This window comes from Bradyrhizobium frederickii, assembly GCF_004570865.1.
GTDB classification, from domain to species: domain Bacteria; phylum Pseudomonadota; class Alphaproteobacteria; order Rhizobiales; family Xanthobacteraceae; genus Bradyrhizobium; species Bradyrhizobium frederickii.
On record NZ_SPQS01000021.1, the window covers coordinates 121540 to 147672 of the forward strand.

Below are 26133 nucleotides of genomic sequence, written 5' to 3' on the forward strand. Positions count from 1 at the left end.
GGCTTGTTGCAACCAGGCTTGGGACCGGGCCGATGCTTCACCGGTGCCGTATCACTCCCGCGGTGTTCGATTGCTGCGCACGGGCTCGTCGTAACCCTTGCGGCGGCTATAGAACATCAGTGCGATCAGGCCACAGCCGGACACCAGCATCAGGAGTGCAGCTCCCGCCAAGATGGCGTTGCGGTAAAACGGCAGTGATGGCGTTTCCTGCCATACCGCCACGGTGTACCAAGTCGCCACAACGAGAAGCGCTGCGAGAATGGCTCCGAGAAGCCACAGATTGGTGTGGCGCACGATGTCCTCCATCGTCTGTTGGAGTTGCATGGCCTTCACAGCCCTGCGGCTGTGTGGGGATCGCGCAAGGGTAGGCCTAGCGCCACCGCCAACCGCAGCGACGACGTCCGCGATGCCACCAGCAAACCCAGCGGCGGCTGCGCGGCCGCCGGCGGCGCCAGCCAGGAGGAGGCGGCGGTCCCCATTGAGCTTGCGTCAGGAGATCCGACGGCCGGTCGTTCTGGCCAAGCTCGGGTGCGATCGGCATCGCTTCCGCAACCGCAATGAAGCGGACGCCGATGGCGCCTATCGCCGCGCCGGCTACGACATTTTGAGCAAGACCAAGGAAAGCGCGACGATTGGGGAGATCCATCATCTTTTTCTCCTTATGTTATGCAGTCCGCCGCGCAGACTGGAACGCGTAGATCAGCCAGGCGAGGCCGTGCGAGATCAGGTCGACGCCAAGCAGGAATCCGAGGAGCCACGGGCTGATGGTGGGGAAGCTGAACAGGGTCAACGCGCCCGCAGCCAACCCGAAGACGCCGGAGGTCAGCATCATCCATCCGTTCTGGCCCCAATGAGCAAAGCTCAGCACGCATCGAATGACGCCTGAGGCGATCAGGATCGCGCCGAGGAAATAAGTGAGGATCAGGGCGCCGGAGGCGGGCTGGGTCAGCAGCACGAGCCCGAAGGCGACGTAGAGGGCGCCGAGCAAAATCTGCCACAGGAAGCCGCCCCATCCTTTGGTCCAGAAGGCGTGGGCGATCTCGAACGCGCCGGCCGCGATCGCCGTCAGTCCGATCAACTTCACGCTGATAATGGTTGCGAACACCACGTCGCTGAGAGCTGCGATACCGGCGGCGATCATGACGACGCCAAGGAGAGCGCAGACCCACAGGGGAGGAGGGCCCAGAACTGCGATGCCGGACCGGCTGTCATAGACTGTCATGCCACGCTCCTGATCTACTAGATAGCTACCCCGACGCGACGGTAGCTTCGGAGCCGGAGCGTCGACATCCGACGAAACCCTGAGCGACGATGCGGGAATGTTCGCATGAAGTCTCGGGAGCGATTCCGGTGAACGAGCTATCGCCTGCCGCGCGGTCCCAGAGTCAGGTTGGTCACTCCCGCTGCAAGATTGATTCCGATAGATCGCTCGATCGACAGCGGCTGCAACATCACGCTTCGGCGCGAGCCGCCAATCAGGACATTCGCCCCGAGCCCGGGACCGAATGCGACATTGCCGCTTGCTCCCACATAGCTTCCTCGCAGCGTAGCGGGGCCGATCCGCGAATTCTTGGCGAAGACGGCCCAGGAGAGAGTCCCCGCCCAGGTCACTCCCAGGTCGAGTCCAACGCGCCTTATTCGTCCCTCATAGATATATTGTCGAGGAGGTCTGCGCGCATAGAAGAAAGTGCAGCGCAGCGATTGAGCTGATCCAAGGACCAAGCCCACGCGCGGGGAGCTGAGGCATAACAGTCGGCCGACCCGGAATGCGTCGGCGCGGACGGGCGAGGCGGCGGTGCACAGCAACGCGCATGAGGCAGCGCAAAGGAACCGTGTCATTCGCATTCAAGCCTCCATCTGGTTGTTTATGGATGCGGTCGCCGGCCGGCGATCCTGGCGAAGCCAGAACGTGATGCCGAGGCCGATCAGCAGCACCGCGCCAAGCAGGAAGAAGAAGACGGATTGCTTCAGCCACGATATCGCCGGGACGGTCACGCCCATCGCAAGGCCGAGAAACGAGATTTGTAGCGACAGTAGGCTGACGCCCGCGAGGAACGTGCCGAGCGCCAGCAACGTCAGCAGGACCAGGCCGGTTGCCGGTGTCGGAAGCAATTGCTGGACCCCCGACATCAGCATGATGTTCATCGTGACCAGGACGGCGATCCAGTGCAGCGCCTGGGTCCAAATCAATCGGAGCTGGGCGTCCTTGCCTTGCGTCTCGGGCCATTTCGTGACGACGCAAACCACGCCAATGGCGAGCGCCAGGAATTCCCAGTAGCCGACGAGAGGCTGGTGGGAGACGTTGGTATAGGCGACGCCTGCGACGGCGAGCACCAGCGCCACCACATAAGGGAGTTGCTCCCACAGGAAATGGGCCATCCTGGATTGCGGCGAGGAGGACGCTGTGCCCTCGCTGCCTGATACATCGGTCTCGCTCATAGCCATCCACTCACGCTTGCTTGCTGCTGAACGTCGGCTTTGGCTCGTCGCCGAGATGGTCCTCGACGTAGAACCGGATGATTGCGACGCGGCCGATCGCGACCAGGGGCATGGCCATCGCGATGCCCAGTATCCCGAACAGCGCGCCAAGCATGACAATCGCGACCAGCGTCCAGGCAGGGGGGATCTCGACCGCCTGACGGTGGATCAGCGGGCCGATCACATAGCCCTCGATCGACTGGATGATTGTGTAGATTAGCACGGCCCAGATCAGCAGCGAGCCGCCGAGTGGCATTGCGACCAGCGCGATAGGAATCGCCGCCACGATCGGTCCAAGGTAGGGAATGAAGTTCGACAAACCCGCCTGCAGTCCGAGCACGAGAGGTCCGGGCAGGCCGACCAGATAGAGCGCGATCCAGACGCACAGTGTCATGAGAAGGATCCGAATGAACTGTCCGATCAGCCACAACCGCATCACACTGCCCATCTCATCCATGACCGCTCTTGTTCGCGCTCGGTAGGGTCGCTTCACCAGCATGACCAGGCTCTCGCGATGGCTGATCGGATCGAAGGCGAAGAGAATTCCGAGAAACAGGATGACTAACGCGCCGGTCAGAAGACTCGATGCTCCGCCGAGCACGAATTGGGCGTGGCTGAGAAAGCGCCCCTGATCGGAGAACAGCCATTGTGCAAAGTCGCGGCCCCATTCCGGGCCGAGAAGGTCGACGCCGTATGACAGGAGATGCTCCTGAAGGATGTCGATCTGGCTGTCCATGACCTTCAACAGGAGGCGCGTCTGCTCCGGCAGCTTGCCTGCGCCCCATACCAACCCAAATCCGGAAAGAGCGGAGAACAGGAGCAGGACCAGCGTCAGCCGCCAGGTACGAGCGAGCGGAAGGACCGGCGCCAGTGCCCTTGCGCAGGCATCGAGAAATGCGCCGAACAACACGCCTGCAAAGATGAGCAGGAGACTGGACACTGTCTGCCACGCCAGAAACAGGAAGACACAGGCAGCTAGCAGGCTGAGCCCCGTCGCGAGAATGCTGCGCTTGGCCTGCCCCGGCAGGCCGGGGGATTCGTCGTGCGAAACAAGTTCGCAAAGCCGCTCCGGCCCTGTCCTGGAATCGCTCATGGATCTCCCCAATCACCAGGGTGGATGATGGTTCGCGGCACCTAGGTGCGGACGCGCCGGCTGCCAAAGTGCGGATGCTTGCCGCCGCGATGACGCCAGTAGCGGTGCTTGGTCGGGTTCGTATTGGTATTGGGCGCCACGTTCTTCGGCGCCGACATGCCGGAGTCCTTCGGTGACGCCTCCATGCCGGTTGGCTGGGCTGGCAACGGGGTTGGGGATGCGGAAACGGCCATCAACCCGCCCAGGATCAGGGCGCCCCAGAAGATTCGGATGCTCATTTTCGCCTCCATGCTGCCAGGGACAAGAACTCAAATCGAAATGGCTCCGGTGGACAGTGCGTACACGCCGGCACATGCTGCGATCGTGATCGCCGCAAAGAGGATTGCCTCGAGCGGCCTGAACGCAGCTTCCTTGCGCTCGCGCTTGGCAATAAGAAACAGCAGCGTGCCGGGCGCATAGAGGATCGAGGACAGCAAGAGAAACTTTGGCCCGCCTGCGTAGATCATGCCGGCCGCGTAGAACGTCGCAACAGCCGAGCGGATCCAGTCACCAACACGCGCGCGCTCGCCAGTGCGGTAGGTCTCGCCGGTCCAGGCGAGCTTGAGACCGTAGGCCGCAACAAGGAAATATGGGATCAGCGTCATCGCGCTCGTCATCTTCAAGGCGAGCGTGAACGCGTATTCCGCAAACCAGGTTACCAGGAGGAAGGTCTGGATGACGCAATTGGTGAGCCAGAGCGCTCCAGAAGGCACCTTGTACGCGTTCACTGTTGCGAGAAAGGAGGGCATGGTGCGGTGAACCGCGGCGGAATGCAGCACCTCAGCGGCCAATAGTGACCAGGACAGGTAGTTGCCGAGGACCGAGATCAGGAGCGCCACGCTGATGAACACGCCGCCCCAGCGGCCGACGATCGCTTCCATGACGCCGGCCATGGATGGCGTCGGTAGATCCGCCAGCTCCGGTCGTAGCAGCACGCCATAGGAAAGCAGCGTCACAAGGACGAGCAGGCTAAGCACCGTCAGAAAGCCGACAATAGTTGCGAACCCAACATCGGTTCGGCTTAGGGCATAACGGGAGTAGACACTCGCGCCTTCAATCCCGACGAAGACGAATACGGTCAGCAGCATCGTGCTGCGGACCTGAGTGAGCACATCTGAATGCTCCAGCTGCTTCGTTCCCGCGAAGTTCATGGAGAAAAGCCTGCTATCAAAGGCGATGGCGGCAGCTGCAATGAACAGCAGGATCGGAATGATCTTGGCGTAGGTCGCGATCGTATTGAGCGCGGCGGCGTTCTTGATGCCGCGCAGCAGCAGAACATGCACTCCCCAGAGCAGGACGGATGCCGAAGCGATCGCCACCGCCGTTGTGCCGTCACCGAAGATGGGGAAAAACTGTCCGAGCGTTGCCTTGATCAAGACAAGGCAGGCCACATCCGCGAGGCAGCATCCAATCCAGTACCCCACGGCCGAAGCAAATCCGATATATTCGCCAAACCCAGCCCTGGCGTAGGCATAGATGCCGGCATCGAGGTCCGGTTTGCGGTGTGACAAGGTCTGGAATACAAAGGCCAGCATCAGCATGCCGGTGCCTGCGATCGCCCAGGCGATCATTGCCCCGAGCGCACCCGTGGTTCGCCCGAACGAGGCGGGTAGCGCGAATATGCCAGAGCCGACCATCGAGCCCACCACGAGTGCGATGAGCGCATTGCGGGAGAGCTTTTGATCGACCTGGTGCGGTGACGGAGCCATGCCAAAATGGCCTTCCAATCCGCGATCGGCGGGCACTGATGCTCGTCGATCTCGCCAACACCTTAGAGGCGGCTTTCCCGATCGCACATCAGGGATTCTCTGTAGGGAGCAGGGGCAGGAAATCGCCGAGGGGCCTGCACGCGGGCTTCAGGCCTTTGCCGTGAGCTCGATCACGCCTTCGCCGGGACCGGATGGCCCCGAAACAGCAGCCAGAAGCACGACGCCGGAACGGCAGAATTCACCGGCCTTCGCGAGCTCGGCCGCGATCCGTTGAGCATGCAGAACCGCCGTATCCTGATCGGCATATTCGCATCCGGTCTCATCGGGAGTGAGGCCGTATTTATCGACGATGTGAAAATAGTAGCGCATGTCAGCCGATTAGGCCGCGCCGCGATCATCTCCTAGTGACAAACGCGTAAGGCGCCTCCTCCAAAAGGAGGACGCGTGAGTGGTGGTTCCAGTTTGCCACTTTGTAATGCGCAGGATGGTCGCTGCGGCGGAAATTACGGGGGCAACAGGGTGGTTTCCCCGTCGGCGTTCGGGTGATTGTCCGATGCCATCCTCTGAGTCCGAGGGATAGCGTTGCTCCGTCAGCAGCGCTGAGAGGAGACGAGCAATGTCAAATTATGATCAGAACCTGGCGGCCTCGAGTGCGGGCGGTGGTGACACAATCGCGGTGGACACCGGCCTGCGTGACTACATGCTGCGGATCTACAACTACATGGCCGCAGGCGTTGGCCTGACCGCTGTCGTCGCGTGGCTGACCTATCAGCTGACTGGTCCGGCCTTGCTTGAGAGCCCGCTGATGTGGGTCTTCATCCTGGCGCCGCTTGCGCTGGTCTTCTTCATCGGCTCGCGCATCGATACGCTGTCGGTGTCGACCGCACGGCTTCTGTTTTTCATTTACGCCGCCCTGGTCGGCGTGTCGCTCTCGACGCTGCTTCACATCTACACTAGTGCATCGATTACACGCGTCTTCTTCATCGCAGCCGCGACCTTCGGGGCGCTCAGCGTGTTCGGCTACACCACCCGGCGAGACTTGTCCCGTCTTGGTACCTTCCTGTTCATGGGCCTGATCGGCATCATCATCGCGACCGTGGTCAACCTCTTCTTGGAGTCATCGGGGCTGGACTGGCTGATCTCGGTCGTGGGGGTCGGTGTTTTTGCCGGACTCACGGCGTACGATACGCAGCGAATCAAGACGATGTACGACGGCAGGGATGACGAAACGTCGGCAGGCCGCAAGTCCGTGATTTCGGCGTTGTCGCTCTACCTCAACTTCATCAACCTGTTCATGATGCTGCTGCGCCTCACCGGTGGTCGGCGCTAAGCGGGCCGAAGGCGGCCGGTCAGGCCGCCGGCCGTTCCGCCGCACTTGCGAGCGCGTCGCGCAGCGCCTGTTCCTTGGTGTCATCCAGGGACGTCTTCAGCACGGTTCCGCCGGCGTCCTTGATCTCCTTCAGCACCTTGTCCGCCGTCATGTTCTTGATCAGGACGAACAAGGCGGCGTTGCCGGTGTGCAGCGAGGCAGACAAGTCCTTCATGAAGGCGTCGTCGATGCCGAAATCGGCCAGGGCGCCGCCGAGCGCACCGGATGCGGCGCCGACCGCGACACCAAGGATTGGATTGAGGAAGATCACGCCGATCAGAAGGCCCCAGAAACTCCCGGTCATAGCGCCCATCGCCGTTGTGTTGACGAGCTGGTTGAGCTTGATGCCGCCGGAATCTGTTTTCACGGCGATCACCGCGTCGCTGATTGTGATTAGATATTCCTTCTGCAGCCTGAGCAGCCGTTGACGCACTTCTTCGGCCTTCGCCTCGGTTGGATACACGATCGCTACTAGGTCGGACATGCAAGCCTCCTTCTGGTCGAGTTCTGCGGGCCAGGGCTGGTAGCCGGCGAGACACGCCTAAAGATTAGCTGTCGGCCCGCCAGCGCGGCATCGGATAAAACCCTAGGCGTGCAGGGATGAATTTTCTTGATCATCACCTAGGAAGGGACATCGGATCTAGCTTTCGCCAGCTAATGCTGGGCTCTCGTCCCACGCGGTCACGAAGCATGGGCGGTGAAAAATGTCTGACGTTCGTGTTCGCTTCCCGGCGAGGAGAATCCCTATCCCAGACTAGGTGATCACCCGATATTTCGAGCCGGGATCAAGGCGCATCGTGCAAGCGGTCGGGCAGTCGATCTTAGAACTGTCGCGCACCATCGTGTGGCGAGGTCTTCACATGACTGCGAACCCGTCAATCCAAAAGCTCTCGCTGTTCGCGTTGACCGCGATGGTGGTCGGCTCGATGGTCGGCTCGGGCATCTTCTCGCTGCCGAGAACCTTCGGTATCGCCACCGGACCGTTCGGAGCGATCTTCGCCTGGTGCATCGCGGGCGGCGGCATGTACACCCTCGCGCGGGTGTTCCAGGCGCTGGCGGAGCGAAAGCCCGAGCTCGATGCCGGCGTCTATGCCTATGCGAAGGAGGGGTTTGGCGACTATCCCGGTTTCCTGTCGGCATTCGGATACTGGATAGGCAGCTGCATCGGCAACGTCTCCTATTGGGTGCTGATCAAGTCGACGTTGGGCGCTTTCTTCCCGGTCTTCGGGGACGGGAACACCGTGATCGCGATCGTCGTCGCCTCGATCGGAATATGGCTGTTTCATTTCATGATTCTGCGCGGAGTGCAGCAGGCGGCCGCGATCAACACGATCGTGACGATCGCAAAGATCGTGCCGATCCTCGTCTTCATCGTCATCCTGATCATCGGGTTCAAGGCGGACCTGTTTCGAACGAATTTCTGGGGCGGAGAGGGCATGCCGGACAAAAGTTTGTTCGAGCAGATTCGCGCGACCATGCTGGTCACCGTATTTGTCTTTCTCGGCATCGAGGGCGCCAGCGTCTATTCACGCTATGCCAAGGAACGCGCGCATGTCGGCGCTGCGACCATTCTGGGATTTACGATCGTCACGAGCCTGATGGTGCTCGTAACCATGCTGCCCTATGCCGTGCTTCCCCGCGCCGAGATCGCGGGCATGCGGCAGCCCTCCATGGCGACGGTGCTGGAAGCAGTCGTTGGCCATTGGGGCGCGATCTTCGTCAGCGTCGGGCTTCTGGTTTCGGTATTGGGGGCCTATCTCGCCTGGTCGCTGATCTGCGCCGAGGTGCTCTCCGCCGCCGGCCGGACCAGGGACATGCCGGCTCTGTTCGGCACGGAAAATGCGAACAAGGTGCCGGCCGCGGCGCTTTGGCTCACCAACGCGATCGTTCAGCTCTTCGTCATCAGCACCTATTGGTCGCAGGACGCGTTTGCGTTGATGCTCAATTTGACGAGCGTGATGTCGCTCATTCCGTTCTTTCTCGTCGCAGCCTATGCGCTTCTGCTCAGCAGGCGGGGCGAGACCTATGGGAAGAACAGCAGCGACAGAACGCGCGACATGATCTTCGCTGGCATCGCCGTCGTCTACACGCTGTTCCTGATCTACGCCGCCGGAATGAAGTTCCTGCTGCTGTCCTTGATCCTCTATGCGCCCGGCACGGCACTCTACTTCTGGGCTCGTCTGGAGCAGAAGGCGAGGGTCTTTACGACCGTCGAGTGGGTCATCTTCATTGCCGCCGCCGTCGGCGCTGCTGTCGGGATCCACGGATTGGCCACTGGCTACATCACCATCTAGGCAAGGCAACTCCCGGGAGAACTCCCATGGCAAAACAGGTGTCGGATAGCTCGGTCTCCTTTGGGGTCCATTCGGAGGTCGGTCAACTCCGCAAGGTGATGGTCTGCTCACCCGGCCGTGCCCATCAACGCCTCACGCCGTCCAATTGCGACACCCTGCTGTTCGACGACGTGCTGTGGGTCGAGAACGCCAAGCGCGATCACTTCGACTTCGTGCAGAAGATGCGCGACCGCGGCATCGAAGTCGTTGAGATGCACAATCTGCTGGCGGAGACCGTCGCGATCCCCGAGGCCAAGAAGTGGATTCTCGACAACCAGGTCGTTCCCGATCAGGTCGGCCTCGGTCTCGTCGATGAACTGCGGGGTTACCTCGAGAGCCTCAAACCGCGCGATCTGGCCGAAACGCTGATTGGAGGCGTTTCGACCCATGACTTCCCGGACGCCCATGGCGGCGAGATGCTCAAGCTCGTGCGCGAGGCCGCCGGCATGACCGAGTATCTGCTGCCGCCGCTTCCCAACACGCTATACACGCGGGACACGACCTGCTGGATCTATGGCGGGGTCACGCTGAACTCGCTCTACTGGCCGGCGCGGCACGAAGAGCCGATCCTCGCGACGGCGATCTACAAGTTCCATCCGGATTTCGCCGGCAAGGTCAATGTCTGGTGGGGCGATCCGACGCGGGACCACGGTCTGGCGACGCTGGAAGGCGGCGACGTGATGCCGATCGGAAAGGGCAACGTGCTGATCGGCTTGAGCGAGCGCACCTCGCGGCAGGCGATCAGCCAGGTCGCTGCGGCCTTGTTCAAGAAGAAGGCGGCGGAGCGCGTGATTGTGGCTGCGATGCCGAAGCTTCGTGCGGCAATGCATCTCGACACCGTCTTCACGTTCGCGGATAGGGATTGCGTTCTGCTGTATCCCGACATCGTCAACAACATTGCGGCCTTTTCCTACCGTCCAGCGGACAATTCGGCCGGCCTCGATCTGCGCAGGGATGAGAAGCCGTTCGTGGACGTCGTGGCCGAAGCCCTTGGCCTGAAGAAGCTGCGCGTGATCGAGACCGGGGGCAACGCCTATATGCGCGAGCGCACACAATGGGACAGCGGCGCCAATCTGGTTTGCGCCTCCCCAGGCGTGGTGTTCGCCTATGACCGCAACACCTACACCAACACCTTGCTGCGCAAGGAAGGGATCGAGGTGATCACCATCGTCGGGGCCGAGCTCGGGCGGGGCCGGGGAGGCGGTCATTGCATGACCTGTCCGATCGCCAGGGATCCGGCGGACTATTAGACCACAACCGGGCTCCGTCGTGAGGCCGGCGTGTCAGGGCGGAGCGTCGCTCCGGCCTTTCTTGCACCTGCGCGATCGATTGGGATCAAGCGCAGGATTGGGTTCATGCGTCGAGAACCTCCGGCAATTTACGAAATCGCAGTCCATCGATTCAATCACTGATTTTGAATCATATCACTAACACGCCATAATCGTCGCCCAAGCTGAGGCGATTCCTGGTGCACGCAAAGCCATCGAGGAACACCATGCACAGGCCGAGAGCTCTTTTGCCGGTCTTGGGGTTGTTGGGAACCGGCACCGTTTGGGCAGCGGACGTTGATCTCACCGAACTGAAGGCGAGCAGCCCCATACCGTATTACTCCGCTCCGTCCTGGAGCGTCGTCGGCTCCGTCACGCCGAACTTCACCGACAATGCCCTGTTCAGCCGAGACAACCGCAGGTCGGATTTCTTCTACGAGCCCGACGTAAGCGTCAGGCTGGATGGGAACCTCACAGATGACCTGTCCTACCGGCTTTATGCACGCGCGCAATATGACGCCTTTGCGAGAGAGAAAGACGGCAATGCCGCGGTGGCGCGGATGGGAGCGCGCCTGACGGAGAATTGGGACGGCTGGCGCTTCTCCGCCATCTACGAGCACCGATACGATTTCGACGGGATCTATCGCGATCTCGCTTTCACGTCAGACGACGTGATGGGCTCGGTGGCGCGCGACTTCCGGGTGAGCAATGTGACATTCTCACCGCTCCTGCTCCTGACCTACCGGTTTTCCGACCTTGCGGAAGCTCGCCGCTGGCGCTTCGATGCCTTGCTCGGCATAGAGGTCAAGCTCGATCCAAAATGGTCGATCGTGAGCACCCCGTTGTTCGAAGCCTTCTGGTTCACCGACGGGCTGAACAGGGGTCGGGAGGATCAAATCTACTCCGCGGATATTGGCCTGAAGTATAGTTTTGCCAGGAACGTGTCGCTTACAACCACTGTGCTGTACGAGGCACGAGAATCGAACGTCATGGCGCGGCGCTACAGGGATCTCAGGATCGGTCCTCGTCTCGACTTCGCCTTTTGAGAGGTCTGCAAGATGATGTTGAGGCGTGGTTGGGTGCTGATTGGGGTCCTTGTCGGTTCAACCGCAGCATCCGTCGCAGCGGCGGACCCACGCGACTCTGTGGACCGGAGCCAGCGTCTCGATACCGATGCTCTCAGGGATGATGCCGGCACTCAACGGCTGCGGATGCCATATCATCCGCTGGTGATCGCCCCGCCGCAAGAGGCAGCCCCAAACACGACGAAAGGAAAGAAGAACAAGCCGAACACGAGCGGCGATGTGAGCCGCTAACACACCGCGACCTAGCCATGGTGCGATCGCCTCGACGCCATCATGAAAGCTGTTTGCTGCGCTTGAGTATCTGTTGCACCTTATTCGAATTGCAGCGGGATAATCTGGCAAAAAGCCACTCATCCGATCCGCCCGATCTCGTCTCATCGATGCAAGATTTTATTCCGTCAGCAACACTACCTGGTGGTGTCAGCAACCTGAAGGTGTATACTCTGCCTACCCCAAGGGCGGGTCTCCTGATCCATTGATGGATACCTTGCCGGCGGGCAGGCAGGAGATTCCTGATGTTCGGCCTCAATATATTGAGCTTCAATATGTTGAGCTTCAATGTCGGGCGTCACCGGTGAATAGTGGTGCGTACCGTGAAGTCACATAGCTCGCCCGCCTGTGAGTCGAGTGGAACCAGTGCTAGAGGGTGGTTACGACTTGGCTCGGAAGAAACCAGCGAACGCCTGTACTGGGTCTTTTCACCCGATCTTCTTTTTGCAGCACACCCTTCGTTTGAGGGGCATTTCGTGTATGAGGGGATAAATCCGGCATTCGAGCTTCGTCTTGGGGTCTCGTCGGAAGAGATCCGGGAGATGGACGTTTTCAACTGCCTCGGCAGCGACGACGCCAGAGCCGTCAGCGAAGCTCTCCGCGCGTGTCTCGCAGAAGGAACGGAGGTCAGGATTCGCCATCGCCTGGCGTTTGGCGGCCAGCGCCAGAACATGGTAACGACCATCGTTCCGATCATGGACGCCGATGCCGGTGGTGCGATCCGGTTGATCGGCAGCCATCGCATCGCGCGAAATGAACGTTTCCAAAACGCCACTGAGCGCTCGGACGCTGCGCAGGCGAGCGTCAATCTGCTGTCCATCCAGGAAGAGATCCAGCAACGGATTGCGTCTGATCTGCACGACTCGACGTGCCAGCATCTGATTGCCGCGAGCCTTGGCCTGATGCGGATCCGCCAGACTATTGGCGACCCCGTCCGGGCCGAGCGCATCTGCGATGAGATCGACGCGTCGATCGACGAGGCGCTCAGGGAAATCCGCGCCTTTGCCTACTTGCTGCACCCGCAGAATCTGACAGACAACGGGCTCAAGGTCACGATCGAGCATTATGCCGATGGATTCGCGGCCCGCACGTCGTTGCGGGTCACGACCAGGATCGTGGCTGGCGTCGATCGACTGCCCTACGAGAAGCAGCGCTCATTGCTTCGGGTCGTTCAGGAAGCGCTCACGAACGTATTCCGCCATGCAAAGGCGACGGAAGTGAGCATCGTCATCAAGGAGACCGGCGGTCATTTTCGGCTGACCGTCAGGGACAACGGGCGCGGGCTTCAGGCCGGCCGCACCCACCAGGCGATATCGACCGGCGTTGGAATTCCAGCCATGAAAGCAAGACTTGAGCAGATCGGAGGTTCGCTGGAGATCCACTCCGATCCGGCTGCGCATCGTTCCGGCACGGTTCTGTGCGCAGTCGTTCCGCATGCATTTGTCACGAACAGGAGAAACTGACGAAAGGACACCACTGTCATGAGGGCCCCCGCAGGCACCCACTGAGGGAAGAAAAACACTGATCACCGGCGGCAAGGCGGAAACGAATTCGTTTCGGCCCCAGCCGCCGAGTAGCGACTGGAGTGCTCGCCATGAAGCGTATTTTGATAGCAGACGATCACGAAGCGGTGCGGTCGGGCTTGCGCGCGGTGCTCGAGCAACGAGCGGATTGGGAAGTGGTCGCCGAAGCGAACGACGGCAGCAAGGCGCTAACAGCGGCGATCGAAAGCCGACCTCACGTGGCAATCGTCGATTTTTCCATGCCGCGAATGACCGGACTGGAGGTCGCGCGGCGGATCAGGCAATACCCACTGCAGACCGAGGTCCTGATTTTCACGGTCCACAACTCCGGCCTACTCGCCCAACAAGCATTCGAGGCCGGTGCGCGCGCTTTCCTGGTGAAATCGGATGCAAACAGATTGCTGATGACGGCCGTCGATTCTCTTCTGGCGCACAAGCAGTTCTGTACCGAAAGATGTCGGAACGAACTGAACGGCGGATCCAGCAATGCAGAACGGCATCCGGGCCTCACTCCGCGCGAGCAGCTCGTCGTTAAGCTGGTTGCAGAGGGCTACAGCAACAAGGGCATCAGCGCGATCCTCAACCTCAGCGTCAAGACCACCGAAGCTCATCGCGCCGCCGCGATGCGCAAGCTGGACGTGAGCTCGACCGCGGGGCTGGTACGATACGCCGTCCGCGCGCAGCTGGTCGAGGCATGACAATGCCTTTCTGGGGGTGGGTGGCCGCGGTCGCGTCGGTACATTCGCCCGGCCATCTCGGGGTTTTGTAGGATAATGCTTCAGCCCGCGATCTGTATGATCGCTCGACTGTTCTGCTGCCGATGATCTCCGCCGATTGCAGTCGGGTAGGAGAACGATGCCGTGAAGCGCATCCTGATTGCGGATGATCATGAAATCGTGCGTTCAGGGCTGCGCGCGATTATCGATACGCGCTCTGACTGGATCGTTGTCGGTGAAGCAACGAATGGTGAGCAGGCTGTCGCACTGGCTCTGGAGACAAAGCCGGACGTCGTGATCGCTGACTATTCGATGCCCCTCATGAACGGGCTTGAGGTCAGTCGCCGATTGAAGTCACTTCGCTTGCGCAGCGAAGTTCTAATTCTGACGATGCACGAAAATGAAGAGCTGTTGACCGAAGCCATTCTGGCCGGTGTCCGCGGCTTCTTGTTCAAGTCGGATGCGAGGAAACACCTGCTTTCCGCCGTCGAAGCGCTGCTGGACCGCAGGCCTTATTTCACGAGCGTGTTGCTGGAGAAATTGCTCCACGACTATCAGATCAACAAGCTGAACAAGTCGGATATGCTGCTCACCTCGCGCGAGCAGGGCGTAGTGCAACTGATAGCAGAAGGACACACCAACAGGTCCATAAGCGCCATTTTGCAATTGAGCGTGAAGACCGTCGAGACCCATCGTGCTTCGGCAATGCGCAAGCTCGGGATGTCGTCGACAGCTGAACTCGTCCGTTACGCCATCCGCAAGAAACTGGTGGCGCCCTGAGAGACCCGGCTGGCCGAACGATGTCCGCCAGATGTGAGATCCGACGTAGCTTCTATTGTCTCAGGTTCTGGGTGCGCATGCTGCGTGCAGATTGACGGATGGAGAGATTGTAGGCTCGCTTCTCGTATCTCGCGGCCGGTGTTGGTACTTATCCCCGAGTGCCCTAGGCTGAATTTGGGAGTGTCCTTGATCCACAATGATGCGAAGACTTGTCGGTAAACGCAGCAAGGAGGCCCGCATGAATAGGAGTGCACCTGTTGTTATCGCAATCGTTCTGTCGGCAATTGCTGTAAGCGCCGCGCATGCTGACCGGCCGGGGGCTGACTGGATGCCAATCCAGCAAGTCATCGAGAAGGTTCTCAAGTCGGGTTTTACGCTGGTCAGCAAAATCGAAGCCGATGACGGTCGTTGGGAAGGCGAAGGCATTAAGGATGGTCAGAAGATGAAGTTTCACGCCGACGCCAAAACGGGCGAGATTATATCTGCAAGGCCCGATCGCTAAATTGTGCGATTGCCTCACGGGTGCCCCGGCGATGCAGCCTGCGTCGGCTCCGGTGCATCTTCCTTGAAGACGACAATCCGGGCGACTACCCGCACAACCATCATCAAACGGGTCCCCAGCGGGTCCCCGAGCGGTGCGGCCCGATTTAGAGTGTAGCGGTAACGCATTGATTTAGGTGGTGAGCGCGCTGGGGCTCGAACCCAGGACCCCGTGATTAAAAGTTATGGTTTTCCGGATTTCATTGGCTTTCATCCTCTTTCAATGCCTTTCATAACTGCTTGATACTATTGCGCTTTCAGTCGACATGCCGTATCAATGGATTTCATTGGGGCACGCGCTATTTCAGATTCTTGTGGCCCCGGAGTGGCCCGCATGCCCGCCAAGAAGCACCGCAAAGAGCTAACCGTCACCATGATCGATCGGCTTAAGGCGCCCGCAGCGGGACGGCTATGGGTTGCGGATTCGGTGGTGCCCGGCTTTGGAGTTCGCGTCACCGACAAGGGGGCCAAAACGTTCGTTCTGAGGACGCGGTACCCCGGCGAGACAAACGCCAGCCGTCGGGAGATCAGTAAGGTCGGCGAGATCGACTTGGCCGAGGCTCGGGACAAAGCGCGGAACTGGTTGAAGTTAATCGGCGAGGGCAAGGACCCCGCCCAGGTGGAGGCGGAGCAGCGCCGGTCGCAGGTCGCGAAGGAAGCAACGACCGTCAATGCCGTGCTCGACGCCTTCGAGAAAGACCACGTCGAAGGGCTGCGCAGCGGCGACCAAGTCAAAGCCGCCTTCACCAACCATGTCCGCCCGCGCATCGGCGATAGGTCAATTTACGACCTGAAGCGCAGCGACATCACCACCATGCTTAACGAGATCAAAGCCGAGAGCGGGCCGGTTATGGCCGATAGGGTGCTCGCGCACGTCCGGAAGGCGTTCAACTGGCAAATGATCCAAGACGACGAGTTCAAATCGCCGATCGTTCGCGGCATGGCAAAGACCAAGCCCAAGGAGCGACGCCGCAAGCGCATTCTGGCAGACGACGAGATCAGGGACGTTTGGAAGGCGCTGGAGCAGATCGAGCAGCCGGCATGCTATCCGCGATATGTGAAGTCTCTGCTGCTCGCCATGACCCGCCGCAACGAGTCCGCCCGGATGCACACCGACGAACTGGAAGGTGACCTGTGGGTCATCCCGGCAGCACGCTACAAGAACAAGCAGGACCACGTCATTCCGATCACGCCGGCGATACGAGAACTGATCGGCGAGAAGCCGGCCGGCTGCGATGGTAATTCGTGGTTCGTGTTCTCCACCACGCATGGCGCCAAGCCCTTCAGCGGCTTCAGCAAAGCCAAGAAAGAGCTCGACCGCCTCGTGGACAAGATCCGCAAAGCGGAGGGAAGGGCGCCCATGAAGCAGTGGCAGCTTCATGACCTGCGCCGCACCGGCCGCAGCCTCATGAGCAGGGCCAAGGTCGATGCCGATCACGCCGAGCGCTGCATGGGCCACGTTATCGGCGGCGTCCGCGAGACCTATGATCGGTATGAATATTTGGACGAAAAGCGGAAGGCGTTCGAAGCCCTGGCATCCATGCTCGACATGATCTTGAATCCGCCTGCGGACAATGTCGTGCCGATGCGTGCGGAAGCGTTGTCTTGATTTTTGTCGAAATTCGTTGTAGTGTACTGAAATTCTAGGCTCTAGGGGCTAGCTAAATTCGCTAACCGAGATGGTTGCGAGAGACCGAAATGGTCTCGCTAGTGAGTAAAGCCGAGCGACCGGGATGGTCGGGACCAGCGCAACAAGCGCTCGCCCGGCCTTTTTTTATGGCTGCGAGCGATACCCGGAGCACGTCGCCGTGTCGCAGCAATTGATCGCCTACGAGGGCCTTTCGCCTAAAGGGATCGTCTATTCCAAAGTTCAGCTTTGGCGCCTTGAGCGGGCAGGGAAGTTTCCGCAACGCGTAAAGCTCTCCCCTCAGCGTGTTGCCTGGATCGAATCCGAAATCGACGAATGGATCGCCGCGCGTATTTCCGCGAGGCGCGAAAGCGTCGCCGCCTGATCAAGCCACCGCTTCGCGCGGAGGCTGACGGCGCGGGGTCGGTGCGTTCCTCTCGCCGGTCCCGCGCCACCCACGCTCAAAACCAAGGAGATCACAATGCCCAAGGTAGTCGTTCCCAACACCCCGCTCATGGAATCCGATGGCTCATTCGGCCATCACGTCGCCGCGTTGGAGATGGCCGACGAACTCATTCGAGCGGCCGATCAGGAGATCCGCGCTGCCGCGGACGTCCAGCATGTGTCGGATTTCCGCACATGGGCAAAGCCGATCGTCGATCCGCTGCTGACCGAAGCCGGCGCCGACTTTGACGAGCTTTACCGGCGCCAGGAGCCCGAGGCGCTGAACATACTCGGCGCGCTCGCCGTGGCGGTGGAATAGCGCCGTGACCGAAGCCCCGAAAAGGATCCTCCTCGATTTCGAAGCCGCGGTGCTGCGCGCCGTGGCGGCTGGTGGCGACGTGTCCGATATCGAGCGCGCTCGCGACGAGGCGTTCGATCGGTTGCGCGAACTCAAGGAGACGATGCGCGCGGAAGGGCAATTGGACGCCTTTTTCTCGGCCGCGGCCGAGATCATCACCAAGGTCGACATGGCCAAGAAGACGATCAGCAAATGACCGCGAACAACCTGATCGCCTCGAAAAAGCACAACTGCATCTGGATCGCAACCGATGCGGCGTCCTATTACGACAACGGGGTCGTTGCCGAATTCAAGTCGAAGGTCCATGCCATTCCGGAATGGTCTGCCGCGATCACCGGCCGCGGTAATTCGTTCGGCCTGGACACTGCAACGCGCGAACTGACGCGTCGGTCTTCTAGCTTCGACGAGCTTGTCAGCATCGCTTCGCGCGAGCTTCCGTTAATCGTCGAGGAATTCCGGCTCTATCGGCCGTTTGAGCTCAATCTAGCCGGGTTTTTCTGCGGTCGCCCGATGATCTTTTTCATCCGGACCGCGGGCGGCCATGACAGCATCGAGTGGGGATCGGCTCCCAACCTCCTCCTGCCGGCCGGCCCTACGTTGTTCGGCCCTTGGCCGGGTGATGTAGCAACTTGCGTCGCACCCGATCCGGACGATGCGCCCGAAGATATCGTGAACGGCTTGCGCGAACTCATGAAACTGCAGCGGCAGGTCGCGGCGGAGGATGGTTATTCGCGTGTCGGCGGCTATGCCGAACTGACCACCGTCAGCCCCGACAACATCGAGACGCAAGTTTTCCACCACTGGCCCGACGATCAGATCGGCCAACCGATGACGACGGAGCGTTGAACGATGGCGCAGATTGGAATTTTCCGCACCAAAGACGCCGCGAAGGCGATGAGCGATCAGTTTCAGAGCCTCGTCGATCGCGGCCTGATCGACCCGAAGAACATCGATGAATTTTCCGCGGCGCTGAACTATTCAGCCAAGCAGATGGAGGATCTGAGCGATCAGGCCAAGGTGGCCGGCGCCGCGCTGCCGATGTTCCAGCAAGCCTTGAATGACGCTGACAGTGCGCGGAAGCAACTCGACTCCCTGATGGTCGAGGGAATGAGCGTCAACCGCGGCTTTTTCGTCGAGTTCGGTCAGCAACTCCGCCAGGGTGCAAGCGCGTGGGACGCGTTCAAGTCGTCCGGCCTGGATGCGCTCGGGAAGATCTCCGACAGGCTGATGCGGATGGCAGCCGACAAGTTGTTCGCCTCGGCATTCGGCGGGTCGACTGGCGGCTTGGGTTCGCTCTTCGGACTCGGCGGATCGGGGGTCACCGGCTCGGTCGACGTGGGCGGCTATTCAATGCCGACGATCGGCTTTGCGAACGGAGGTTACACCGGAGCCGGTAGCAAATATCAACCGGCCGGCATCGTGCACAAAGGCGAGTACGTCATGGATGCCGTCACGGTGCGCCGCGTCGGAGTTGCCAATCTGGACAGCTTGCGTGGCTACGCCGACGGCGGTCTCTTCGGCAAGATGTCGCGCGCCGTGGGCAATTCCGGGCCCGCCGTGGTCATGCAGGACAACCGGCAGATCAACATCGGCGAAGGCGCATCGCAAGAGACCGTGATGCAGTTGCGCGAGGAATTGGCGCGCGATCGCGCCGCCCGGCACGCTGACACGGTGCGAATCTTCCACGTCGCCAAGAAAAGGCGGGAGATATGACACCCAAGCAAGAGCAGCGACGCGATCGCAGCGAGCCGCAGCCGTCCAGCGAGACGCTAGATCCGGCGTTCGACGATCTCGATGGCGCGGACGTCGAGTTCACGGCATGGCGCTGGCCCGAGCGCGCTGATGACTGAGGTCGACAACCGGGCATTACGTCGCGCGCTTCAAATTGAGCGCATCACCCGCAAACAATTCGCGCGTCGGCTACGCAGCATGTTGAAAGCGGACGGAATACGATGATTTTTTGAGAATTTGCCGAGCGGAAGCGATCGAGATGACCGCCCATTTGGCAAACGGGGCCGCCGAATCTGGGGACGCTCAGATTGGACGGTCCGGCGATCGACCCGGCGGGGACGCCTGCCGGTCGGCCGTTTCGGATGTGTCAGCGCGGACGCGCGCTGCGCATCCGGTGGATGCCAATCAAGGGGATCAGCGATGAAAATGGACCGCGGCATTGTACCGCCAGAATTGAGCGAGCCGCCGCCCGACGCGCGCGGCTGGATCGCCTGGCAGCCGTCGACGGGCAAAGCCTGGCGCAAGATCGACGGCAAATGGCTGCCGATCGCAGAAGCAAACGCCATTGTTGAAACAAGGAAATCTTGATGACCGCACTTGTCAGTTATTCCACCGGCACCGCCACCGTTTCGGCGGGCGGAACAACCGTCACCGGCACCGGCACGATCTGGTCGGGCGTCAATGTTCGCCCTGGCGACATTTTCCAGATTGGCAATTTTCAGTCGGTGATTTCGGATGTCACCGATACGACACATCTCGTCATTCCGCCGTGGGGCGGTGGCGCACAGACCGGTGCCGCATACAAGATTTGGCAGGTCTCGCCGCAGCGGTTTGCGGGCGCGCAGGCAATGGTAACTGTCAATCAACTCGTCGCGGCGCTCGAAACGTCGGGGTTCTTCGTGTTCGTCGGGACGACCGAGACGGTACCGGATCCGTCACTCGGCAATGAGGGGCAGTATGCGTTCCAGCCAACCACCGGTAAAACGTGGGTGAAATCCGCTGGCGTCTGGTCCTATCTCGGCATCTATAAGGGCTTCAACTTCACAGGCGCCTACAATGGCGCGACGACCTATTCGGTCGGCGATGTGATGACCGATGCCGGGACGTCCTATGTCTGGATCAATGCGACGCCTGGTTCGGGACATGCGGCGCCGAACGCCACCTATTGGCAAGTACTGGCGAGCAAGGGCGACACAGGATCGACCGGCTCGACCGGTGCCGGCTATGGCGGCACCTCGACCACGTCACTGACCATTGGCACCGGCTCGAAGGTGTTCACGACGCAATCGGGTCTCGCCTACACCAACGGTGCGCGCGTGCGCGCCAGCTCGGCTGCGAACACGTCAAACTGGATGGAAGGTGTTGCGACATACAGCGGTACGACGCAGACCATCAACGTCGACAAAACGAACGGCAGCGGCACGCTCGCAGACTGGAATTTCAATGTCGTGGGTCAGCCTGGCGCGGGCGATCTGTCGAGCGCCAACAACCTGTCGGACCTGGCGAACGTTGCGACGGCCGCAACGAACCTTGGTGTCGTTCGCTATGCCGCCGCGCAGTCGCTCACAGGCCCACAAGCGTCACAAGCACGTACGAATATCGGCATGGCCGATGGCCACTTACCGGGAATCGCGTCAAACGCTGCAGCTTCCTCCGGCGAGGTCGGCGAGGTCATCTCCTCGACCGGAACGTCGGGGTCTCTGTCCAGCGGTGTGACGGCCGCTGTTGCGTCTATCTCTCTGCCCGCGGGCGATTGGGACGTCAGCGCCACGGCACAATTCAACACGGGAGGCGGCACCAACAGCACCGATTATTATGCCTCCGTCTCGACGACGAGCGCCAGCCTCGCGGCTCCCTTGGGAACGTCGGTCGCGCAGCACGAGCGCACGCCAAGCCAGGCGGACCATTCCTACGCGATGAGCATCGCTCCGACGCAAGGCTTGTTCAACGGTACCACGACGGTCTACCTCAACACGCAGGCTGTCTTTACCGGAACGGCAGTCACATGCACCTATTCGCTCCGGGCGAGACGGATGCGGTAGCGCGGCCACATCCGATCATGCGGATTGACGGCGTTTTCTACGAGTCGGGAACAAGTGGCAATCTGACGGATTAGCTTTTCGCTCCGGCGTCCCAACAGCCCCCTTGAAGCCGGAGCGTTTCCAACGGCCCCAGCCGCCGCCCCCTGCTGGGGCCGTCGTTTGTGCGCAGCGCTCCGCTGGGCCCGCCGGTTCCGCTGGCGGGTTTTTTGTCGGGCAAAAGTAAGCCCGTAGTTCTCCGACCCAGAACAGATAGTGCGAACGAGCCTGGCGAGACGCATAATTTGATCAGGAGACCTTCGTTCCTGCGGCGCCTCTTGTCTGGCTCCACGTGGGCGAGCGAATCGCGTCCTCGCTAGCTTCCTCTGTTGTAAGTCCGAATTGTTGTAGAGTAGCGTTATGTCGATGGGATAGAGTTGATTGTGAGCGGCTGCACTCAACTCGCGGGTCGACAGTCCCTGGAAACCTAAAGACACCTCGTCGAAACCTGGCCGTCGATTTGAAATCGATGACCGGCTTCGACCCTGGAGCCGCGATCACCCTGCTAGAGAGGGACATCGCTGCAATCGAGGCGGGACTGCAGGCGCTGTCGAGCCCCACTGGGGCTAGCCGAGAAAGGTGGCCTCGAAATAAAGGCGGCGTTCGCGAGGCGAAGCGGCTTTGGAGCTTGGCGTAAAGCCTGCCATAGCGAGCCGCCCGAGCTTATTTGAATGGAACTTTGGAACCGAAGGCAGTTTATCTGCATATTCAAAATCGGCAGTCCCGTTGACGGGTTAGGAACTCGTATTCGGAGGTTGAACGATGAGTGAGCGGCGTCGGTTCAAACACACAAACATCCTAGAGGTCCGTCTTGCCGAAGAAGCGACGCGGCTACGTGATAAAGCCGCATTGCTTCCACCTGGAGCGGCCCGCGAGGAGCTGCTACGTAAGGCCCGACAGGCTGAGACCGGCTCGCACATGAGCGAATGGCTGCGGTCGCCTGGTTTGCAGCCGCCGAATTAGCCTTGACTTATCTCAATGGTAGCCGTGGCACTGGATCGAACATGGGCACGTAGCAAGCCCGATGAACCGTCTCCGGGTCAAGAACCACTCCCGGAGCCGTCGCGCCTTGAGGAGGCAAGGCGAATCGTCGAGGAATACGTCGAGAATTTGCGGGAGATCGCAAGGAGGCTGCGCCGCAAGACCTCGGCATGACGGTAAAATGCTGCTTCGGGAAACTCGTTCCAGACCAAAGCGGGGCGACCGACGCTTAGCCTATTAGTCTTCTCAGGCAGCCTGCCAGCTCTTCCATCGTAAACGGCTTTCGCAGCAGCGGACGTTCGTTGAACTCCTGAGGAACTCCGGCCGCGCCGTAACCGCTCGCGAAAGCAAATGGAATGCTTCGCTTTTGTAGAACGCAGGCGATCGCCTCCGAGCTGTCGGAGCCGAGCGCGACGTCGAGAATGGCCGCCTGAGCGTCCGTCGATTGGGCCAAGGCAACCCCAGTCGCAAGACCAGTGGCCTGTCCCGCAATCGTGTGACCTAACTCGACAAGCATGTCCGCGATCATCATCCCAATGAGCGCTTCATCCTCAACGATGAGTACCGAGGCCATAAATATCATCCCAGGCGCGAATGCTCAAAAAGGGCCAGCGAGAACGAGAAAAAGCCCCAGCTTGCAGGGGGGCGGTAAGCTGGGGCCACTTCACTTGGGGGCTTGCCCCGGGCAAGGGCGTCGGGAAAACTCGGCAATCGGACGAATGTTCCTCTATGCAAACGGCTCCGGGGCATCTCCAGGGACACCGAAGCGGCCTTATTCTTTCGCTTCAGTCCAAGCTTGCTCACCGCATTCGCATTTGAACATGCGGACGGTACTCCCGGTGAGGGGGTCCAACATCGAGCGGACTTGCTTCGTTTTTTTTCCGCAGTGACTGCAGCTTGGGAGTGGACTGGGATTGTAGTTCGTAAAGACTTCGTTCCTAAATTCATTGCTCACCAAAACACCTAAGCATTCGAGGTGAGACCTTAAACCCCATATCGGACATTTGGTTCCATCCTCGGAACGCGGCCAACTTCATTCAGCCAGTTGCTTGTGAGAGGCCCCCGCCAGCACGTCATCGATGGCTTCCTATGAGCTGAGCAGGTCCTCGCCAGTAGCATCGCGCTGGCCTTGCGCAGCCCCGGGCGCCTCCGGGGACGCCGGCGTCATACAGCGCTGTGAAGTCGCGATCGAAGCGATGATCCGGGGACGTCGACGCGACCTACGCGGCATCGGCACCACGCAGAAAATGCTCGGGGCGGGGCGCCTGATGTCGGAACCGGGTTGCGTCATTCGTCTTGAATCGGTGCAACACCGGAGTATCGCGTTCATGGCTCCCCGCGCCAATTGGAAAGGCTTCCTGCGTCTATCGCTCGTCACCTGCCCCGTGGCGCTCTATCCGGCCACATCCGAAAGCGAAAAGATTTCATTCAACCAGCTCAACCGGCAAACCGGCCATCGCGTCAAATACCTGAAAGTGGACGCGGACACCGGTGACGAGGTGCCAAATGAGGACATCGTCAAAGGCTACGAGCTCGAAAAAGGCCAGTACATTGAGGTGTCGAAAGAAGAGCTCGAGGAGATCGCGCTGGAATCGACACGAACCATCGAGATCGACGAGTTCGTCGATAGGTCGGACATCGACCCGCGATATCTGATCCGTCCCTATTACATTCGTCCCGACGGCAAGGTCGGGCACGACGCCTTTGCAGTAATCCGCGAGACCATCCGCGAGATGGAAAAGGTCGCCATCGGCCGGGTGGTGCTGACCAACCGCGAGCACATCATCGCGCTCGAGCCGATGGACAAGGGTCTGGTCAGCACGCTGCTGCGCTACCCTTACGAAGTGCGCAGCGAGAAGGAATATTTCGACGAGATCCAGGATGTGAAGGTCACCAAGGACATGCTGGATCTAGCCAGGCACATCGTCAACCAAAAGGCGGGGCGGTTTGAGCCGGAAAAATTCGAAGATCACTACGAGACCGCGCTGATCGACCTCATCAACCAGAAGCGCGCCGGCAAGGTAATTCGGCCAAAGGAGCGGCCGACAGGCGAGAACGTGGTCGACCTAATGGAGGCGCTGCGGCAGAGCGTCGGTCGGGAGGCTGCGCCAGCGAAGGAGAAGGCCACCAAGAAGCCGAAGAAGGCCTCAGCTGGTCAGAAAGAGATGCTGATGCCCATTGCCGGCAAGAAGCCCGCCAAGGAAGCGACGGCGAAGAAGCCAACAGCAGGGGCGCGACGGAAGTCGGCTTGAACGTGAAGCATCCGGCGACCCTCGATGGCCGGTACTTCGTCGTGCGCGGACGCCTCTGGCGCATGGCCGATCCGCGCCTTAACGAGCAGAAGAAGTCGGGCTGGTCAAGCGCCTCGTGGCGCGAGGCGGGTCCGCGATGCCAAGGCGAGTAAGGATCCGGAAGCGGAAGCAGCGGCGCATGGCGCGGTCGACGAGGCGAAGGGAGCCATCGGCCGCCTATGGGTACCCGAGGCGGAGCTCACTGGCGCAAACGCAGAAGCTTCGCATACCATCAGGCAAATTCCACGGCTCCAGCAAGCAGGGTCAGTCGTCATTCAACCGGGTCACCGGACTATTGTTCTTAACTGATCACCCTCACGAACATCTGACAGTGTCGGAGGCCCTGGTGCTGAAGGCGCGTCGCCTTGCACCGGACCATCCTTGGGCTCATTTCACGTTGGCTATGCTGGAGTTTTCCAAGCCTGCGACCACCTCAGTGTCAAACTCGTTGTTGCTCAAGATCGCGTTCGGCGATTTGGGGCTGATTGCCCGGTGACACACCGGCAGTTCTAATCCAAACCGACTTGGGGATACGTGGACGGCGCAACCATCCGGTCAGATAACCGGTTAGGGGCTTCTCCACATAGAAATACACCAGGGCGCCCGCACCCACCAAGATCGGGGGAACGATGAGGGCCCGGATCAGTGTCGGGACCAGTCGATCACTATAGGGCACGTCGAGCCAGGCCAATGCCATATGGCCTAAGTCCTGATGCAAAAGGTAAAGCGGATAACTGATAAGTCCAACGAATGCCAAGGGCTTCAAGAAACGCGGTGCCTTGCATTGCGCAGCGACGAACACGGCTGCGATGGAAAACGCAAGCATCGCGAACCGCGAAGTCTCGATCGGCACTGATGGCTGTTGATACGAGAGGAGCAAATGACCGGCCTCTAGGAGGAGGGCAACCGCCATTCCAATGAGCGCCTGCGTGCGGTGTCCGGTGGCATACGAAGCCACGCTAAGACCGGCGATAAAGAAGGCAAAAAAATCGTTTGAGTATGGGTTCTTGGAGCTCGACAGCGCAAACCTGATCAAACACCAGACACAGATTGCAGGAAGTAAGTATTTGCGCAGACCAACCGCGATGAGCAAGGCGCAGAGCAAATAAAACTGGAACTCGATGTCTGAGCTGGTCCCGCAAATCTGAACAGCGCGATAAGTGGAGTTTCTGCCTGACGGCGGGCAAGATTGACCCGCGAATCAGGAGAGACGATGAGCAGACGAGCACGGCGGAACCACACTCCGGCTTTCAAGGCGAAGGTGGCACTTGCCGCCGTCAAGGGTGACCGCACGCTGGCGCAACTGGCGGAGCAGTTCGACGTTCACCCCAATCAGATCACATCGTGGAAGGCCCAGCTCGAAGGCAGCGCTGCCGATGTTTTCGGTCCGGGCGGCGGGAGTCGGATCGCCGAACCCACC

At 60.4% G+C, this 26133-nt stretch carries 31 protein-coding genes; 20 read left to right on the forward strand and 11 right to left on the reverse strand.

What is annotated here, in order from left to right:
* Positions 1-51: 51 nt before the first annotated feature.
* The 8 genes from E4K64_RS30225 to E4K64_RS30260 form a co-directional block, all read right to left on the reverse strand.
* Positions 52-324 (reverse strand): hypothetical protein, encoded by a 273-nt coding sequence (locus E4K64_RS30225; RefSeq protein ID WP_135166735.1) that lies wholly within the window; start codon positions 322-324, stop codon positions 52-54.
* A 340-nt stretch (positions 325-664) separates the two neighbouring features.
* On the reverse strand, positions 665-1222 hold the full coding sequence (locus E4K64_RS30230) for an HdeD family acid-resistance protein (RefSeq protein ID WP_135166736.1): 558 nt from the start codon (positions 1220-1222) through the stop codon (positions 665-667).
* A 137-nt stretch (positions 1223-1359) separates the two neighbouring features.
* The gene (locus E4K64_RS30235; protein WP_135166737.1) at positions 1360-1845 is read right to left on the reverse strand and encodes a DUF992 domain-containing protein; all 486 of its coding nucleotides are present in this window, start codon (positions 1843-1845) and stop codon (positions 1360-1362) included.
* The gene (locus tag E4K64_RS30240) at positions 1846-2439 is read right to left on the reverse strand and encodes a hypothetical protein (protein ID WP_135166738.1); all 594 of its coding nucleotides are present in this window, start codon (positions 2437-2439) and stop codon (positions 1846-1848) included. It abuts the gene before it with no gap.
* Positions 2440-2449: 10 nt separating this feature from the next.
* Positions 2450-3571, reverse strand: coding sequence for an AI-2E family transporter (locus E4K64_RS30245; protein ID WP_135166739.1), 1122 nt, complete (start codon positions 3569-3571; stop codon positions 2450-2452).
* Positions 3572-3612: 41 nt separating this feature from the next.
* Positions 3613-3849, reverse strand: coding sequence for a hypothetical protein (locus tag E4K64_RS30250; RefSeq protein ID WP_135166740.1), 237 nt, complete (start codon positions 3847-3849; stop codon positions 3613-3615).
* Between the two features lie 30 nt (positions 3850-3879).
* The gene (locus E4K64_RS30255; protein ID WP_135166762.1) at positions 3880-5319 is read right to left on the reverse strand and encodes a basic amino acid/polyamine antiporter; all 1440 of its coding nucleotides are present in this window, start codon (positions 5317-5319) and stop codon (positions 3880-3882) included.
* Positions 5320-5466: 147 nt separating this feature from the next.
* Complete coding sequence (locus tag E4K64_RS30260; RefSeq protein ID WP_135166741.1) at positions 5467-5688, reverse strand: DUF6894 family protein; 222 nt, start codon at positions 5686-5688, stop codon at positions 5467-5469.
* Between the two features lie 247 nt (positions 5689-5935).
* Between E4K64_RS30260 and E4K64_RS30265 the strand changes: the two genes are divergently transcribed.
* Positions 5936-6649 carry a Bax inhibitor-1/YccA family protein gene (locus tag E4K64_RS30265; RefSeq protein WP_135166742.1) on the forward strand — a complete coding sequence of 238 codons (714 nt, stop codon included), beginning with the start codon at positions 5936-5938 and terminating at the stop codon, positions 6647-6649.
* Between the two features lie 19 nt (positions 6650-6668).
* On the opposite strand, the gene E4K64_RS30270 is transcribed toward E4K64_RS30265, so the two are convergent.
* Positions 6669-7172, reverse strand: a complete 504-nt coding sequence (locus tag E4K64_RS30270; protein ID WP_135166743.1) for a DUF1269 domain-containing protein — start codon at positions 7170-7172, stop codon at positions 6669-6671.
* A gap of 376 nt (positions 7173-7548) precedes the next feature.
* Here E4K64_RS30270 and E4K64_RS30275 point away from each other — a divergent pair, with 376 nt between their 5' ends.
* From E4K64_RS30275 to E4K64_RS41280, 16 genes are all read left to right on the forward strand, one after another.
* Positions 7549-8982, forward strand: coding sequence for a basic amino acid/polyamine antiporter (locus E4K64_RS30275; protein WP_135166744.1), 1434 nt, complete (start codon positions 7549-7551; stop codon positions 8980-8982).
* Positions 8983-9008: 26 nt separating this feature from the next.
* Positions 9009-10271 (forward strand): arginine deiminase, encoded by a 1263-nt coding sequence (gene arcA / locus E4K64_RS30280; protein ID WP_135166745.1) that lies wholly within the window; start codon positions 9009-9011, stop codon positions 10269-10271.
* Between the two features lie 245 nt (positions 10272-10516).
* Entirely contained in the window at positions 10517-11335 is an 819-nt protein-coding gene (locus tag E4K64_RS30285; RefSeq protein ID WP_135166746.1) for an outer membrane beta-barrel protein, read from the forward strand.
* 632 nt (positions 11336-11967) lie between these two features.
* Positions 11968-13107: a sensor histidine kinase gene (locus E4K64_RS30290; protein ID WP_135166763.1), complete on the forward strand. Its 1140-nt coding sequence runs from the start codon at positions 11968-11970 to the stop codon at positions 13105-13107.
* Between the two features lie 131 nt (positions 13108-13238).
* Positions 13239-13865, forward strand: a complete 627-nt coding sequence (locus tag E4K64_RS30295; RefSeq protein WP_135166747.1) for a response regulator — start codon at positions 13239-13241, stop codon at positions 13863-13865.
* Between the two features lie 162 nt (positions 13866-14027).
* Entirely contained in the window at positions 14028-14663 is a 636-nt protein-coding gene (locus E4K64_RS30300) for a response regulator transcription factor (RefSeq protein ID WP_126257577.1), read from the forward strand.
* Positions 14664-14901: 238 nt separating this feature from the next.
* The gene (locus E4K64_RS30305; protein WP_135166748.1) at positions 14902-15165 is read left to right on the forward strand and encodes a PepSY domain-containing protein; all 264 of its coding nucleotides are present in this window, start codon (positions 14902-14904) and stop codon (positions 15163-15165) included.
* Between the two features lie 372 nt (positions 15166-15537).
* Entirely contained in the window at positions 15538-16812 is a 1275-nt protein-coding gene (locus E4K64_RS30310) for a tyrosine-type recombinase/integrase (protein ID WP_235884817.1), read from the forward strand.
* 124 nt (positions 16813-16936) lie between these two features.
* Positions 16937-17215, forward strand: a complete 279-nt coding sequence (locus tag E4K64_RS30315; protein WP_235884818.1) for a helix-turn-helix transcriptional regulator — start codon at positions 16937-16939, stop codon at positions 17213-17215.
* Positions 17216-17311: 96 nt separating this feature from the next.
* Positions 17312-17593: a hypothetical protein gene (locus tag E4K64_RS30320; protein ID WP_135166750.1), complete on the forward strand. Its 282-nt coding sequence runs from the start codon at positions 17312-17314 to the stop codon at positions 17591-17593.
* Positions 17594-17597: 4 nt separating this feature from the next.
* On the forward strand, positions 17598-17828 hold the full coding sequence (locus E4K64_RS30325) for a hypothetical protein (protein WP_135166751.1): 231 nt from the start codon (positions 17598-17600) through the stop codon (positions 17826-17828).
* Positions 17825-18478: a hypothetical protein gene (locus E4K64_RS30330; protein ID WP_135166752.1), complete on the forward strand. Its 654-nt coding sequence runs from the start codon at positions 17825-17827 to the stop codon at positions 18476-18478. The genes E4K64_RS30325 and E4K64_RS30330 overlap by 4 nt, the downstream gene beginning before the upstream one ends.
* Positions 18479-18481: 3 nt before the next feature.
* The gene (locus E4K64_RS30335; RefSeq protein ID WP_135166753.1) at positions 18482-19345 is read left to right on the forward strand and encodes a phage tail tape measure protein; all 864 of its coding nucleotides are present in this window, start codon (positions 18482-18484) and stop codon (positions 19343-19345) included.
* Entirely contained in the window at positions 19342-19482 is a 141-nt protein-coding gene (locus E4K64_RS40630) for a hypothetical protein (protein WP_167772340.1), read from the forward strand. Before E4K64_RS30335 ends, E4K64_RS40630 begins: the two co-directional genes overlap by 4 nt.
* 301 nt (positions 19483-19783) lie before the next feature.
* Complete coding sequence (locus E4K64_RS40635) at positions 19784-19951, forward strand: hypothetical protein (RefSeq protein ID WP_167772341.1); 168 nt, start codon at positions 19784-19786, stop codon at positions 19949-19951.
* A complete protein-coding gene (locus E4K64_RS41280; protein ID WP_235884819.1) occupies positions 19951-21405 on the forward strand; it encodes a hypothetical protein in 1455 nt (484 codons plus the stop codon). Before E4K64_RS40635 ends, E4K64_RS41280 begins: the two co-directional genes overlap by 1 nt.
* Before the next feature lie 1246 nt (positions 21406-22651).
* Here E4K64_RS41280 and E4K64_RS30350 read toward each other — a convergent pair.
* Positions 22652-22996 (reverse strand): response regulator, encoded by a 345-nt coding sequence (locus E4K64_RS30350; protein ID WP_126261431.1) that lies wholly within the window; start codon positions 22994-22996, stop codon positions 22652-22654.
* Between the two features lie 754 nt (positions 22997-23750).
* Here E4K64_RS30350 and ku point away from each other — a divergent pair.
* Together ku and E4K64_RS40640 are read left to right on the forward strand one after the other, a co-directional pair.
* The gene (gene ku, locus E4K64_RS30355; protein ID WP_135166754.1) at positions 23751-24674 is read left to right on the forward strand and encodes a non-homologous end joining protein Ku; all 924 of its coding nucleotides are present in this window, start codon (positions 23751-23753) and stop codon (positions 24672-24674) included.
* Positions 24671-24826, forward strand: a complete 156-nt coding sequence (locus E4K64_RS40640; protein WP_167772342.1) for a hypothetical protein — start codon at positions 24671-24673, stop codon at positions 24824-24826. The genes ku and E4K64_RS40640 overlap by 4 nt, the downstream gene beginning before the upstream one ends.
* 326 nt (positions 24827-25152) lie before the next feature.
* Here the strand turns inward: E4K64_RS40640 and E4K64_RS30365 are convergent, their stop codons facing one another.
* The gene (locus E4K64_RS30365) at positions 25153-25806 is read right to left on the reverse strand and encodes an acyltransferase family protein (protein ID WP_135166756.1); all 654 of its coding nucleotides are present in this window, start codon (positions 25804-25806) and stop codon (positions 25153-25155) included.
* A 120-nt stretch (positions 25807-25926) separates the two neighbouring features.
* Here E4K64_RS30365 and E4K64_RS30370 point away from each other — a divergent pair.
* On the forward strand, positions 25927-26133 hold a 207-nt coding region (locus E4K64_RS30370), incomplete at its 3' end, for a transposase (RefSeq protein WP_135163638.1).